This window comes from Ancylobacter sp. (assembly GCF_965249975.1).
In the GTDB taxonomy this organism is placed as follows: domain Bacteria; phylum Pseudomonadota; class Alphaproteobacteria; order Rhizobiales; family Xanthobacteraceae; genus Ancylobacter.
Map to the genome: position 1 here is coordinate 341,322 of NZ_CBDFNE010000020.1, position 14,291 is coordinate 355,612.

The 14,291-nt window shown below is 67.1% G+C and carries 15 protein-coding genes and 1 pseudogene; 12 read left to right on the forward strand and 4 right to left on the reverse strand.

What is annotated here, in order from left to right; translation table 11 throughout:
- Positions 1-10 precede the first annotated feature (10 nt).
- Positions 11-3,850 carry a trifunctional transcriptional regulator/proline dehydrogenase/L-glutamate gamma-semialdehyde dehydrogenase gene (gene putA / locus ACP2AH_RS19555; RefSeq protein ID WP_425107332.1) on the reverse strand — a complete coding sequence of 1,280 codons (3,840 nt, stop codon included), beginning with the start codon at positions 3,848-3,850 and terminating at the stop codon, positions 11-13.
- Between the two features lie 210 nt (positions 3,851-4,060).
- Between putA and ACP2AH_RS19560 the strand changes: the two genes are divergently transcribed.
- The gene (locus tag ACP2AH_RS19560) at positions 4,061-5,089 is read left to right on the forward strand and encodes an LLM class flavin-dependent oxidoreductase (RefSeq protein WP_425107503.1); all 1,029 of its coding nucleotides are present in this window, start codon (positions 4,061-4,063) and stop codon (positions 5,087-5,089) included.
- Positions 5,090-5,202: 113 nt separating this feature from the next.
- Here the strand turns inward: ACP2AH_RS19560 and ACP2AH_RS19565 are convergent, their stop codons facing one another.
- The 3 genes from ACP2AH_RS19565 to ACP2AH_RS19575 all read right to left on the reverse strand — a co-directional run bounded on the left by ACP2AH_RS19565 (position 5,203) and on the right by ACP2AH_RS19575 (position 7,696).
- Entirely contained in the window at positions 5,203-6,150 is a 948-nt protein-coding gene (locus ACP2AH_RS19565; protein ID WP_425107333.1) for a DMT family transporter, read from the reverse strand.
- Between the two features lie 109 nt (positions 6,151-6,259).
- Positions 6,260-7,438, reverse strand: coding sequence for an FAD-dependent monooxygenase (locus ACP2AH_RS19570; RefSeq protein ID WP_425107334.1), 1,179 nt, complete (start codon positions 7,436-7,438; stop codon positions 6,260-6,262).
- Positions 7,439-7,447: 9 nt separating this feature from the next.
- The gene (locus tag ACP2AH_RS19575; RefSeq protein ID WP_307018313.1) at positions 7,448-7,696 is read right to left on the reverse strand and encodes a zinc-finger domain-containing protein; all 249 of its coding nucleotides are present in this window, start codon (positions 7,694-7,696) and stop codon (positions 7,448-7,450) included.
- Between the two features lie 115 nt (positions 7,697-7,811).
- Here ACP2AH_RS19575 and ACP2AH_RS19580 point away from each other — a divergent pair, with 115 nt between their 5' ends.
- The 11 genes and pseudogenes from ACP2AH_RS19580 (at position 7,812) to ACP2AH_RS19630 (ending at position 14,277) form a co-directional block, all read left to right on the forward strand.
- A complete protein-coding gene (locus tag ACP2AH_RS19580) occupies positions 7,812-8,849 on the forward strand; it encodes a hypothetical protein (RefSeq protein ID WP_425107335.1) in 1,038 nt (345 codons plus the stop codon).
- Positions 8,850-8,869: 20 nt separating this feature from the next.
- Positions 8,870-9,238: a DUF4087 domain-containing protein gene (locus tag ACP2AH_RS19585; RefSeq protein WP_425107336.1), complete on the forward strand. Its 369-nt coding sequence runs from the start codon at positions 8,870-8,872 to the stop codon at positions 9,236-9,238.
- A 206-nt stretch (positions 9,239-9,444) separates the two neighbouring features.
- A complete protein-coding gene (locus tag ACP2AH_RS19590) occupies positions 9,445-9,969 on the forward strand; it encodes a hypothetical protein (protein WP_425107337.1) in 525 nt (174 codons plus the stop codon).
- Between the two features lie 36 nt (positions 9,970-10,005).
- Positions 10,006-10,128 (forward strand): annotated as a pseudogene (locus ACP2AH_RS19595) (IS5/IS1182 family transposase); the annotation flags it as partial.
- Between the two features lie 22 nt (positions 10,129-10,150).
- Entirely contained in the window at positions 10,151-10,666 is a 516-nt protein-coding gene (locus ACP2AH_RS19600; protein ID WP_425107338.1) for an O-acetyl-ADP-ribose deacetylase, read from the forward strand.
- A gap of 71 nt (positions 10,667-10,737) precedes the next feature.
- Positions 10,738-11,490, forward strand: a complete 753-nt coding sequence (locus ACP2AH_RS19605; RefSeq protein ID WP_425107339.1) for an alpha/beta fold hydrolase — start codon at positions 10,738-10,740, stop codon at positions 11,488-11,490.
- A gap of 44 nt (positions 11,491-11,534) precedes the next feature.
- Positions 11,535-11,831, forward strand: a complete 297-nt coding sequence (locus tag ACP2AH_RS19610; protein WP_425107340.1) for a type II toxin-antitoxin system RelE/ParE family toxin — start codon at positions 11,535-11,537, stop codon at positions 11,829-11,831.
- A 3-nt stretch (positions 11,832-11,834) separates the two neighbouring features.
- The gene (locus ACP2AH_RS19615; RefSeq protein WP_425107341.1) at positions 11,835-12,128 is read left to right on the forward strand and encodes an addiction module antidote protein; all 294 of its coding nucleotides are present in this window, start codon (positions 11,835-11,837) and stop codon (positions 12,126-12,128) included.
- Between the two features lie 427 nt (positions 12,129-12,555).
- The gene (gene cysE / locus ACP2AH_RS19620; protein ID WP_425107342.1) at positions 12,556-13,416 is read left to right on the forward strand and encodes a serine O-acetyltransferase; all 861 of its coding nucleotides are present in this window, start codon (positions 12,556-12,558) and stop codon (positions 13,414-13,416) included.
- 113 nt (positions 13,417-13,529) lie between these two features.
- Complete coding sequence (locus ACP2AH_RS19625; protein ID WP_018391302.1) at positions 13,530-13,742, forward strand: DUF3126 family protein; 213 nt, start codon at positions 13,530-13,532, stop codon at positions 13,740-13,742.
- Between the two features lie 4 nt (positions 13,743-13,746).
- Positions 13,747-14,277, forward strand: coding sequence for a gamma carbonic anhydrase family protein (locus tag ACP2AH_RS19630; RefSeq protein WP_425107343.1), 531 nt, complete (start codon positions 13,747-13,749; stop codon positions 14,275-14,277).
- Positions 14,278-14,291 lie beyond the last annotated feature (14 nt).

The following is a 14,291-nucleotide window of genomic DNA, read 5'->3' on the forward strand; positions in this document are numbered from 1 at the left end:
TCCTGCCGGGTCAGCCCAGCGTCATCAGGCTGGCGTTGCCGCCAGCGGCAGCCGTGTTGGTGCTGGTGGAGCGTTCCATCATCAGCAGGTCGAGCGGATAGACTTCGCCGCGCGCGATGTCGTCCGGCGCGAGCCCGTGGACAAGCACGATCGGCCCCTCGCGGGCGGCGATGGCTTCGTTCAGACGGCGCAGCGCATCGCCATCGCCCTCGAACAGGACGGCATCGAACGCCGCCCCATCATAGCTGTCGGTGAGCTGCACCCAATCTTCCAGGCCGCTGGGGAGCGCCGGCATCTGCGAGCCTTCCAGCAACACGCGATTGCCCGTGGCAAGGGCGGAGGCGATCTGCACGGCGAGTCCCCGCTCCGTGGCCGCCAGGCACAGCACGGTGCCGCGTGGCGAGAGCGCATAGACATTGCGTTCGCCCACCGGGCCGGGCAGCTCCGCCATATGGCCGAAAGGCGTGCTGTCGAGCACCGCCCCGCACATGGTGCGAATGCCGGTATCCCATTGGAAGTCTACCCAGAGCCGGGCTGGGGATGGGGCCTCGCGTGCCGGCAGCAGAGCGGCCGGGCGGCGTGCGAGCAGACGCCCGAGATAGAGCGGCCCGCCCGCCTTCGGGCCGGTGCCGGAAAGCCCATGCCCGCCAAAGGGCTGCACGCCGACGACGGCGCCGATGATGTTGCGGTTCACATAGACATTGCCGACCTCAATCCGCGCACCGACATGGGCGATGGTCTCGTCAATGCGGGTGTGCAGGCCGAAGGTGAGGCCGTAACCGGTGGCGTTAATGGCGTCGATGAGCCGGTCCAGCCCGTCACGGGCATAGCGCACGACATGCAGGACCGGGCCGAACACTTCCCGGCTGAGGTCTCCGATGTCGCCGATCTCGATCAGCGTCGGCGGGACGAAGGTGCCGTGCGCCGCCTCCTCGCCGAGTTGAAACTGCTCCACCCGGCAACCGGCCTTGCGCAGGCGTTCGATATGGGCCTCGATTCCGGCCTTCGCTTCGGCCGAGATGACCGGGCCGATATCGGTCGACAGGTTCACCGGATTGCCGACGCTCAGCTCCTTCAGCGCGCCGCGCAGCATGGCGAGCATGCGGTCGGCCACATCCTCCTGCAGGCAGAGCACGCGCAGGGCCGAACAGCGCTGGCCGGCGGAGTCAAAGGCGGAGGACAGCACATCGGCCACCACCTGCTCGGCCAGAGCCGAGGAATCGACGATCATCGCGTTCTGTCCGCCGGTCTCGGCGATCAGCGGGATGACGCTGCCATCCGGGCTGAGCCGGGTGGCGAGCTGGCGCTGGATCAGCCGCGCGACCTCGGTGGAGCCGGTGAACATCACCCCGCGCGTGCGGCTATCGGCGACGAGCGCCGCGCCGACCTTGCCATCGCCGGGGACGAGCTGCAGCGCGCCCTCGGGCACCCCGGCCTCGCGCAGGATTTCGACCGCCGTGAAGGCGATGAGCGGGGTCTCCTCGGCCGGCTTGGCTACCACCACATTGCCGGCCGCGAGCGCCGCGCTGATCTGGCCGGTGAAGATGGCGAGTGGGAAATTCCACGGGCTGATGCACACCACCGGTCCGAGCGGCCGATGAGTGTCACCAGAATAGCCATGACGTACCTGGGCGCCGTAATAGCGAAGAAAATCAACGGCTTCCCGTACCTCGCCCACGGCGTTCGGGTAGGACTTGCCGGCCTCGCGGATGATGAGGCCGATGAGGGCCGGCAGGCGCGCTTCCATCAGCTCGGCGGCGCGGAACAGGCAGGCCGCGCGCTCGTCCGGAGGGGTAGACTGCCAGATCGGCGCCGCCGCATTGGCATAGGCCATCGCCCGGCTCACCATCTCCGGCGCGGTCTCCTCCACCGTGCCGACCGTATCGCGATGATCGGCAGGGTTCAGCACCGGGCGGGTCGGGCCGTCCATGGTCAGAGGTCCCGCCAGCAAAGGCTTTGCCGCCAACGGCGCGGCGCTGCCCGCGAGCAGGGCGGCGGCGAGGGAGGCGAGGCGCTGCTCGTTGGAGAGGTCCAGTCCGGCCGAATTGCGCCGTTCCGCGCCGAACAAATCGGCCGGCGCGGCGATGCCGGTATGGGGGGCGCCCATTGGCTCGATGCGCAGGGCGGCATCGACCGGGCTTTCGATCAGTTCGTCGACCGGCACATCGGGATCGGCGATGCGGTTGACGAAGGAGGTGTTGGCCCCGTTCTCCAGCAGGCGGCGGACAAGATAGGCCAGCAGCGTCTCATGGGTGCCGACGGGCGCGTAGATCCGGCAGGGGCGGCCGAGCTTCTCGCGGCCCACCACTTCCTCATAAAGCGGTTCGCCCATGCCGTGCAGGCACTGAAATTCATATTGCCCGGCATAGTAGTTAGCCCCCGCCATCTCCATGACGGTGGCGAGCGTCTGCGCGTTGTGGGTGGCGAATTGCGGGAACACAGCATCCGGTGCCGCCAGCAGCTTGCGGGCGCAGGCGAGATAGGCGACGTCGGTGTGGATTTTGCGCGTGTAGACCGGAAAGCCTTCCAGCCCCTCTACCTGCGCCCGCTTGATCTCGCTGTCCCAATAGGCGCCTTTCACCAGCCGGATCATCAACCGGTGGCCGGAGCGGCGGGCGAGGTCGATCAGGTAATCGACCACATAAGGGCAGCGTTTCTGATAGGCCTGAATGACAAAACCGATGCCATTCCAGCCGCTTAGCGCCTCATCGAAACAAAGCGATTCAAGCAGATCGAGCGAGATTTCCAGCCGGTCGGCTTCCTCGGCGTCGATGTTGAGCCCGATGTCGTAATGGCGCGCCAGCTTGGCGAGCGCGGCGACGCGGGGCAGCAACTCATTGATAACGCGCGAATATTGCGCGCGGCTGTAGCGCGGGTGCAGCGCCGACAGCTTGATCGAGATGCCCGGCCCCTCATAGATGCCGCGTCCTGCCGAGGCCTTGCCGATGGCGTGGATCGCCTGTTCGTAATCGATGTAATAGCGCCGGGCGTCCGCCTCCGTCGTGGCGGCTTCACCAAGCATATCAAAGGAATAGCGGAAACCCTTCGCCTCCATGCGGCGGGAATTGGCCAGCGCCTCGGAGATGGTCTGGCCGGTCACGAACTGCTCGCCCATCATGCGCATGGCGACATCGACGCCGCGCCGGATCAGCGGCTCGCCACCGCGACCGATGAGTCTGGTGAGAGCGCCAGTGAGACCAGCCTCACTGGACGTCGAGGTCAGCTTGCCGGTCAGCACCAGCCCCCAGGTCGCGGCGTTGACGAACAACGAGGGGCTGTGGCCGAGATGCGCCTGCCAGTCGCCATGGCCGATCTTGTCGCGGATCAGCGCGTCGCGGGTGGCGCGGTCGGGAATGCGCAGCAGCGCCTCGGCGAGGCACATCAGCGCGACGCCTTCCTGGCTGGAGAGCGAATATTCGTGGATCAACCCTTCGACCGGGCCCTTCTGGCCCTTGGCGCGCAGCGCTTCCACCAGCTCCCGGGCGCGGGCGCGGGCGGCCTCTGCTTTCGGCGCCGGCAGGGTGGCGGGGCCGATGAGAACCGGCACGGCCTCGGTTTCCGGCACGCGATAGGCGGATGTGACGCGGGCGCGCAGCACGCTCTGGGGCCGGATACCACGGGCGAAGGGGAGAAAGGGGCTGTCCCCCGACACGCCACTGATGCTGGGCGCGGGCTCCGGCGTGGCATCCACCTGCGGAACCGCTTCCAGCCCACGCTCCGTGCGCTCGATGGCGGCGGTGAGCGCGCCCTTGACCAGCGCGTGCGGGGTGCAACCCTCCCGCTCGGCAGCGGCCCTCAGCCGGGCGCGCAGATCCTCGTCGATCTTGACGCCGATCGTCGTGGTGGACATCGCGGTTCCCCAAATCTATCCGGTAAGATGATGAGGTGTAACCAAAGGCAGAAAAAGGTGCAACTCAAAAGGCGCTGCCTCACGACCGGCCAACATGTCGCGGCGTGGGCGCCGTCCGCTCAGGGCGGGGGGCGCTGCATGGAAGGCTCCTTCGCGGTCACATCGAGGATACTCCTTGGCAGGCGGGCGACCGATCCCCACCTCATCGCCATGACCCGTCTCTCCCACACCCCCCTTTCCGTCCTCGACCTCTCCTTCGTCGCTTCCGGCTCCAGCGGGCCGGAGGCGCTGCGCGGCACGCTGGAACTGGCGCGCCATGTCGATGGCCTCGGCTTCACCCGCTTCTGGGTCGCCGAGCATCATAACCTCGCCTCCGTCGCGTCAGGCGCGCCCGATGTTATGGCGGGGCAGATCCTGGCGGCGACCGAGCGCATCCGCGTCGGCTCCGGCGGGGTGATGCTGCCCAATCACGCTCCGCTGATGGTGGCGGAGCGCTTCAAGGTACTGGAGGCGCTTTATCCCGGCCGGGTCGATCTCGGCCTCGGCCGGGCGCCCGGCACGGACCATCTCACCTCGCACGCGCTGCGGCGCCGGCAGGATGTCGATCCCGGCGACGATTTCCTTGACCGGCTGAAAGAGCTGATGCTGTGGGATACGGGCGCCTGGCCGGCGGACCATCCCTACCGCAACATCCAGGTGATGCCGGTGGATGTGAAATTGCCGCCGATCTGGCTGCTGGGCTCCTCCGGCTACAGCGCCCGGCTCTCGGCGCAGATCGGGGTGGGCTATGCCTATGCGCACCATTTCGCCCAGCATGATGTGCTGGACGCGATGCTGAGCTACCGCGCCGGCTTCCAACCCTCGGAGCGATTGGCGGCGCCGCATGCCATCCTCGCTCTGGCTGTCGTATGCGCCCCGACCGACGAGGAGGCGGAATATCTCGCCGGCAGCGTCGATCTCGCCCATCTGCGCCGCGCGCGCGGGCATTACGGCCCGATCCCGACCGCCGAGGAGGCGGCCGCCTATCCCTATAGCGAGGCGGATCTTGTCTTCATCCGCCGCAACCGCGACAAGGTGCTCGTCGGCGGGCCGGAGAAGGTGGCGGAGGGGCTGGAGCGCTTCCTCGCTACCACGCAGGCGGATGAGCTGATGATCACCACCGCCATTCCCGACATGGCGGCAAAGAAGCGTTCCTACACGCTGGTGAAGGCGCTGCAGGCCGTGTCGGCGGTGGCCTGACGCGGCATCCATGAAACAGCGTCATCCCGGACGGCCTGAGGCCGATCCGGGATCGCGTGCCACTGCTGGCTGACGATCCCGGCGCTTCGGCCGGGACGACATCCACGCGGGGCTCACCCCGCCACTTTTGCCGGCCGCGTCACCAGCCAGATGCCTAGCGCGATGGGGACGATGCCGAGGAAATCGAGCGGCGGCACGGCCTCCCCCAGCAGCAGCCAGCCGAAGAAGAGGCCGAGCGGCGGCATGAGAAAGTGCAGGCTGGAGGCCGCCGTCGCCGAGGCGCGGGTGAGCAGGTAGAACCACAGGCCATAGCCGCCGATGGAAACGCCGATCACCAGAAAGGCGAGGCCGCCGATGAGATTGGCGGTGAGGCGGATGTCGCCGGTGCTCTCGGTGGCGAGCGCGACCGGGATCAGCGCCAGCCCGCCGGCGAGACACTGCACGGCATTGCCGCTCCAGATGCCGCCGCGCGGCGCGAGATATTTGAACGCCAGCGTGCCGGCGGCCAGCGCAGTGACACCCCCGGCGATGAGCAGCGTGCCGGCCAGCGTTTCATGCGCGCCGGCAAGGCGCGAGCGCAGCACGATGACGACGCCGATCAGCCCCAGCGCGATGCCTGCCCATTTCGCCGGGCTCATCTTCTCGCCCAACAGCGGCCCGGCACCGAGCGCCACCAGGAGCGGCAGGCAACTCGTCAGCACGGCGGTGTAGGCGGAGGAGGTGAAGGTGAGGGCGGTCCAGTTGAGGCCGAGATAGACCGCATTATTGAGCACGCCGATGCCGATGAGCGCGACGATGTCCCGCCGACGGATCGGCGGCAGGCCCTTTCGGCGCGCCCCGCTGTCCCACAGCGGCGCGAGTGCCAGCATCAGCGAGCCCGCCAGCAGCAGACGCACCGCGAGCAGGATCAGCGGCGGGCAGTCCGCCAGCGCCATCTTGGCGCCGGCAAAGGCCGACGACCACAGCACGCAGAACAGCGCCACCAGAAGCGGCAGCGGCAAGAACGTCGCCGGTGCGGCCGGGACAGCGACGGACGGGTTCGCCTTCGAGGCGGAGGGCATGCGTCGTCTCCACATGGATCGCGGAGAAACTAGGCGTCGCGGCTTGGATCGGAAAACGAGATGTTCTCATGGGTGCCATGAGAAAAGACGATCAGACTGCCGTGCGGCGTCACGCCCGCCAGTCGTAAATCCAGCGGTAGCGTTCCAGCACCGCGCTTTCCGGCTGGACGCGCATGACCAGATCGCGGGCGAGGCGGGCGGGGCCCTTCAGATGATAGATGCGATCCATGCCGCGCGCGGCGCGCTGCACGCGGGCGGTGCGGGGCCGCCGCGCGGCCTCGTAGCGGCGCAGCGCGGCATGGATATCGTCCGCGCCGGCCAATTCGCGGGCGAGCACCGCCGCGTCCTCGATCGCCTGCGCCGCGCCCTGGGCGAGAAAGGGCGGCATGGCGTGGGCGGCGTCGCCCAGCAGAGTCACCGGGCCGTCGCCCCAGTTGGTGAGCGGGTCGAGATCGAACAGCGCCCAGCGCAGCCAGCGCTCCGGCGCGTCGAGCAAGGCGCGGGCTGGCGCGCACCAGCCGCGGTAATGCGCCAGAAGCTCGTCGCGCGCCGCAGCCTCGCTCCAGCCATGCACCTCGCGCTCGTCGGGCGTGACGGCGACCAGATTGATCGCCCGGCCGGCCTGCACGGGATAGGTGACGAGATGGGCACCGGGGCCGATCCATAGCCGCGTGACGGGATCGGTGAGGGTGGCGGGCAGTGCGTCGACCGGCACGGTGGCGCGCCAGGCGGCGCGGTGGCGGAAGGAGGGCGCCGCCTGCGGCTGGAGCGTCCGCCGGACGACGGAGCGCAGGCCGTCGGCGCCGATCAGCGCGTCGGCGCGCAGGGTCTCCGTGCCGCCGGCATGGCGCAGGCTCAAGGTGACGCCGGTAGCTTCGGGCGTGAAGCTTTCCAGCGCATGGCCGAGCTTGAGCGTGATGGACGGCACCTCGCGCACGGCGGCGAGCAGGGCGGCCTGCAAATCGGCGCGGTGGATGACGAGGAAGGGCCCGCCGAACCGGGCCTCGGCCGCCATGCCCATCGGCCCGCCGGCGAGCCGTGTGCCGGTCCGCCCGTCCAGCACGGCGAAGGCGGTGGGGAGCACGGCCTGCGCGGCCACGCGCTCATAGACGCCGAGCGCCTTCAGGCAGCGCGTGGCATTGGCGGCGAGCTGCACGCCAGCGCCGGCTTCCTCCAGAACCTCCGCCCGCTCAACCAACGTGACGGCACAGCCGGCCTGCGCCAGCGCAAGGGCGGCGGTGAGGCCGCCGATGCCGGCACCGACGATAGCGAGGGAGCGGGCGGGCAAGGGCCGCGCTCAGGCGGCGGCCGGAATCTCGAACAGCGCGCCCGGCGGGTTCGATTCGGTGCCGTGCAGGTGGGAATCGAAGGTGTAGAGGGTCGAGCAATAGGGACAGATGATCTCGCTGTCCGACCCCATGTCGAGAAACACATGTGGGTGGTCATAGGGCGGCAGCGCGCCCACGCACATGAATTCCTTGGCGCCAATGGCGATCTTCGCCACGCCGGCCGAATTGTGGAAATGGGGAACGACGTGGCCCGCCATGATGTCCGCCTGTCCGCGCTCGCGTTGAAATCGGCGCGACCATAGCCGCTGGCGCGCCCGGGTCCAAGGGGCCGGATGCCGCGCCTGTGCACGCCGCCCCCATCGCTTCGCCATAATGGCCGGGCAGAAACGTGGCATCGCGCCGCGCCCTCCCCATATCGCTGCCATGTATCGGTTCTTCACCGCTTTCGGCTTCCTGCTCGCCTTCGCGGGTGCCGCCCATTGGGTGGTGCCGGCGGGACGGCACGCCCTGGCGCTGGTGAGCGCGCAGGACGATGCGGCGCGGCTCGCCGATCTGCAGCTCACCGGCGTGCTCACCGAGGCGCGGGTGGCGCAGGAGATCGACGCCGCGCTGGCCGAAGGCGACGGCGAACTGGCGGCGAGCTTTGTCGAACTCGCGGACGAACGCGGGCTGACCGTGACGGCGGAGCGCCGGGCACGTGTCGCCCTCGCCACTGCGCCGGGCGCGCGCTTTGCGCGCGGGGCGGGAAGCTTCGGCCATGGCTTCCTCACCGGGCAGGGCGAGGACATGGCCGGGCTCGCGGGCGCCGCCGCCGGCGATCTCACCGTGTGGGGCGATGTGCGCGATCTCGGCCGCGAGGCGGCGCATTGGGCGCGCGGCGAGCCGGTGGACCATTTCATGGTCAACCTCGCCAGCATCGGCATCGTGGCGACCGGGGCGACCTATGCCGCCTTCGGCGCGCCGCTGACCTTCCGGGCCGGGCTCTCGGTGCTGAAGGGTGCGCGGCGCGCGGGCGTGGTCGGCGGGCGCTTCGCCGGGAATATCGCGGCGGCTGTGCGCGGCGGGTCGAAGGCGCAACTCGCCGCGCTGGTGGGCGATCTCGGCACGGCGGGCTCGAAGGCCGGCACACGCGCCACCTTCGCCGGGCTGCGCCATGTCGACGATGCCGCCGGTGCGGCGCGGCTGAGCGCGCTGGCGCAGGCCAAGGGCGGCAAGACGCTGGCGGTGGTGAAAACGCTTGGGCGCGGGGCGCTGTTCCTTACCGAGGCGATGGCCAAGCTTGCCTACTGGATCATTGCCGCCGCGCTGAACGTGCTCGGCTTCATCGCCTCGTTCAATTCCATGGTGGTGGCGATGCTTCGCCCGATGTGGAAGAAAAAGCGGCGCCGGCCGCTCCCCCTGCCGGCGTGAGGCTTGCCGAGGAGATACCGATGCGCCGTTTCCTGCTGACGCTGAGTTCGCTCGCCGCGCTCGCGCTCGTCACCTTGCCAGCCGGCGCGGCGGAAAACCGCTGCGGCTGGTATGTGAACCCGACGCCGGGCAATTGGTATCTCACCGACCGCGACGGCGACTGGTGGATGCGCTCGCAGGGCGGGCTGGAGGCGGAAGGCTTCGACAACGCCCCCGATTTCGATTCCAAGCAATATGTAAAACTGCAGCCGAACGGCTATGGCTATGGCTGCGCCTGTCTCAGCGTCGATACCGACAAGGCGGAGATGAATATCACCCGCATCTATTCCGGCACGATCCTGCCGCTGTCGCGCTGCCGCAACGACAAGGCCCTTAAGAAGCCGGGCTAAGCCGACCGTCCACGCGGCGCGAAGCTATAGGCCCCAAGACATCGCATGGGGCGGAGCCGGCCGCGACTGTGGCAACGCCGGCCCTCACGTAGAATGGTGCCTCAGCGAGCCGAGGAGCTGAAGCAACTCGCCGATCGGCTGAGGAAAGGTAAATAAATTGTAGAGGCCGATAAATGTAATATTTATATATAAAGCGGAATAAGTGGATGAGCGATCGAAGAGATAAAATATTACATGTAAGTGCGTTAGATTTTATTAAATGTGGATGCTTTGGACCAATACGTATTGGAAGTACGTTAGGCGAAGTGAGGGCGTTCTTTAAAAAACTGAGTGGACTTGAGGAAGAGTATTTAAATCTAGTCTCTAATGATAAGTCTTTAGAAGGTCTTTGTGTTTTTGTAACTGGCGCGATAAAAATATATTTGCATAAAAAATATAATGACGAATTTAAGGTTTCGTCGATATTTGTTGAGGCAGTGAAGAAAAATACGAGATTTATTGACGACGAGAGATACATTCATTTTGATTGCATTAATTTAAGGCGCGGAAATTCGATATCAACGATAAAACGTAAATTGGAAGAATTGGGGATCGAAATCAAAGAACAAAAGACGGTTGCCTATTCGGTCGAATTGCATACAAATCCGTACGGTGTTCTTGTATTCGAATTTTATCCTCCTGAGGGGGTTTTCGAAAGTACAGCTAAATTCGTACTTTTTATGGTTAAATAATTTCAGGGAGGGCGCATCTGCGCCGCCCTGACCGCAATCGAACGCATGTTCTGCCGCCCCAAGGATTTCAGGCGAATCGCCACCCGATACGACAAGCTCGCGAGGAACTATGTCGCCGGCCGCTGCCTAGCAGCTCTCGTCTCGTGTTGGCTGCGTTGAGTCTCGACCCCAGGAGCTTCCGATGATCGCGCTGCGTGCCATCAAGGCCAACATCACCACTCTTGCCGTCGACGCCATCGTCAATGCGGCCAATTCGTCGCTGCTCGGCGGTGGCGGCGTGGACGGCGCGATCCACCGCGCGGCGGGACCGGAGATGCTGCACGAATGCCGGCTGCTCGGCGGTTGCCGGACCGGCGAGGTCAAGATGACGCGCGGCTACAAGCTGCCGGCGCGCTTCGTCCTGCACACGGTCGGTCCGGTCTGGCGTGGGGGCGGGCATGGCGAAGATGCGTTGCTGGCGCAATGCTATGGCGGCAGCATCGAGCTCGCGCGCACGCATGGCCTCGGCAGCATCGCCTTTCCGGGCATCAGCACCGGGCGCTACGGCTATCCCATCGCGCGGGCGGCGGGCATCGCGGTGGCGACAGCGGCGGGATTGCGCGACCGGCCGGGCGTGCCGGCGGACATCATCTTCTGCTGTTTCTCCGATGCCGACCTCCTTGTCTATGAGGATCTCCTGGCCAAGCTGGAGACGTGACGCCCTCGCGCCAGCGCTTGGCAGGGCGGGGCGGGCTCATTAGCGTGCGCGCTCCCTGAACGGAGCACGCCATGCCGACCTTCTCCCATGACGGTATCGAATTCGCCTATCTCGACGAGGGGGAGGGCGCGCCGATCGTGCTGGTGCACGGCTTCGGCTCAACCAAGGAGATCAACTGGGTCGGGCCGGGCTGGGTCTCGACCCTCACCGGGGCGGGACGGCGGGTGGTCGCGCTCGACAATCGCGGCCATGGTGCCTCCGCCAAACTCTACCAGCCCGAGCTTTACGATCCCTGGCTGATGGCGCGCGATGTGCTGGCGCTGATCGACCATCTTGGCCTCCCCCAGGTCGATTTGATGGGCTACTCCATGGGCGGGCGCATCAGCGCCTGCGCCGCGCTGACCGCGCCGGAGCGGGTGCGCGCGCTGGTGCTGGGCGGCATCGGCATTCACCTCATCGCCGGCGCCGGCCTGCCCATCACCATCGCCGACGCGCTGCGCGCCCCCAGCCTCGACGACGTGACCGACCCGATGGGCCGCATGTTCCGCGCCTTCGCCGACCAGACCAGGAGCGACCGCGAGGCGCTCGCCGCCTGCATCGTCGGCTCGCGCCGCACGCTGAGCCGCGAAGAGGTGATGCGGATCGCCGTGCCGACGCTGATCGCGGTCGGCACCCGCGACGAGGTGTCCGGTGCCGCCGCTCCGCTCGCGGCGCTGATATCAGGCGCGCGCGCGGTCGACATTCCCGATCGCGACCACATGCGCGCCGTGGGCGACAAGGTGTTCAAGGAAGCGGTGCTGGCGTTCCTGAGCGAGCAGGCCTGAACGCGCGTTTACAGCGCGCGCCGTGTGAATTATAGTTCACGCTCATGGTCGAGGTGCGGCAGACGGCTGAGTTTGCGCGATGGTTTGCTCGGCTGCGGGATGGGGCCGCCGCAGCACGGATACGTGCCCGCATTCGACGCCTTTCCCTCGGCAATCCGGGCGATGCGAAGCCGGTCGGCGAGGGCGTCCGTGAGCTTCGCATCGATTACGGCCCCGGCTATCGGGTCTACTTCGTGCAACGGGGAAGCGTGCTGGCCATTTTGCTCTGCGGCGGCGATAAGCGCTCGCAGGACAAGGATATAGCCGCAGCCAAAGCGCTCGCCAGTGAATGGAAGGAGTGAGAGATGGCGCTCGAAATCATCCCGTGGGATGCGGCCGACGGCCTCGACACACCGGAGAGCATAGCTGCCTATCTCGAAGCGATCTTCGAGGATGGGGACCCTGCGCTGATCGCTGCCGGCCTAGGCGACATAGCCCGGTCCAAAGGCATGACCAAGATCGCCAGGGATGCCGGGGTGACGCGCGAGGCGCTGTACAAGGCGCTGAGCGCAGAAGGCGATCCGCGCCTGTCCACGCTGCTCGGTGTCGTACGGGCGCTTGGGCTCACCCTCACGGTGGCGCCGAAAAGCGCGGCGTGAGCGGCGTCGGCAGGCCAAAAACGAGAGTCGGATAAGCGGTTTGCCGGGAAGCGCTGACATTCCGATTCCGCCCCGGGCCAACGCCGTTGTGTCCTTCCCGGCGCAGGCGCCGGACCGTGCGGCCGGGCCTCTTTGCGCTACTCGTCGCATCCGTCCGTCGGGGGTGCCGCTCGCGGTCGCGTTAGACGCGGGCGCGAGGCCGCCCGTCAGGCGGAATAAGCGGAGTCGGCGGAATCGCTTGCGCGGGAAAGCTGACATTTCGATTCCGCGCCGTGTCAGCCTTGCTGTCGTGCCTCCCGGCACCGGAACGCGACAATGCAATCCTGCAATCCCGACGGCATAGGCCGGCACCGGGTGCTGTGCTAGGCTCAGACCAACTCGGGACATCTGGCCGACGCCGCAAAGGCGAACGGCGAGGGCAGAAAAAATGGCTGTGAACTCTCTTCAGCGCGTCGAGGCGCCGCGTGCGCTCGACAAGGTCGATCCGGTCTGGGCGCGCATCCGCACGGAAGCCGAGACCATCACCCAGCGCGAGCCGGCGCTGGCCAGCTTCGTCTATTCGACGGTGCTCTACCACACCTCGCTGGAGAAGGCGGTGGCGCACCGCATCGCCCAGCGGCTCGACCATGGCGACGTGCCGGCGGACATCATCCGCCAGGCCTTCGAAGAAGCGGCGGCGGACGATCCGGGGCTTGGCGTCGCCATCCGCGCTGACATCGTCGCCGTGCTCGACCGCGACCCGGCCACCGACCGGGCGATCCAGCCCTTGCTCTATTACAAGGGCTTCCACGCCATCCAGACCCACCGTCTGGCGCATTGGCTGTGGAAGAACGGGCGCACCGATTTCGCGCTCTATCTGCAGAGCCGTTCCTCGGCGGTGAATCAGGTGGACATCAATCCGGCGGCGCCCTTCGGCCGTGGCATTTTCTTCGACCATGCCACCGGCATCGTCGTGGGCGAGACGGCGGTGATCGAGGACAATGTCTCGGTGCTGCAGGGCGTGACGCTGGGCGGTACCGGCAAGGAGCATGGCGACCGGCACCCGAAGATCCGCCAGGGCGTGCTGCTGGGGGCGGGCGCGAAGGTGCTCGGCAATATCGAAGTGGGCCATTGCGCCCGCGTCGCCGCCGGCTCGGTGGTGCTGAAGCCCGTCCCGGCCCGCACCACCGTGGCGGGTGTGCCGGCGAAAGTGGTGGGGGAGGCCGGCTGTGCCGAGCCCTCACGCAGCATGGACCAGATGTTCGACCATTTCGCCGATATGCCGACTTTCTTCGGCGAGGCGATCTGAGACGCGAGCATTCCGGCGCGCCGGTGTGAACAGGCGATTGTGCCGGTGCGGTTGCGCCGGCCGTCGTGGCGTGGCAAGCCTGCCGCCCGATCAACCCCCTTGGGAGCACGGACTTGGAAAAGAAGGACCTGGAACGCGTCCAGACCTACATGCGGCGCCTGTTCACCAACACCCAGCTGCGCGTCGTCGCGCGGCCGAAGAAGAAGGATTCGGCCGAGGTCTATCTCGGCGACGAGTTCATCGGCGTCCTGTTCGAGGACAAGGAAGACGGCGAGCTTTCCTATAACTTCCAGATGGCCATTCTCGACACCGATCTCGAGGACTGAGGCGATGCCGGTCTACGCGCTCGACGGGGTGGCGCCGGAACTCCCGGCGTTCGGCCGCTACTGGATCGCCGCCACCGCCGAGCTGATCGGCAATATCGTGGTGGGCGACGAGGCGAGCGTGTGGTTCGGCTCGGTCATCCGCGGCGACAATGAGCGGATCACGCTCGGCGCCCGGGTGAATATCCAGGAACTGTGCGCGCTGCACACCGATCCCGGCTTCCCCATGAGCATCGGCGAGGACTGCACCATCGGCCACAAGGCGATGCTGCACGGTTGCACGATCGGCGCCAACAGCCTGATCGGCATGGGAGCGACGATCCTCAACGGTGCGAGGATCGGCCGCAACTGCCTGGTGGGCGCGGGCGCGCTCATCACCGAGGGCAAGGAATATCCCGACAATTGCCTGATCGTCGGGGCGCCGGGCAAGGTGATCCGCACCCTCGACGAGGCGATGGAGAAGCGCATCCACGGCACTGCCGCGCATTATGTGCGCAACTGGCGGCGCTTCGCCGAAGGGCTGAAGCGCATCGACTGAGAGCGCTTCGCGCC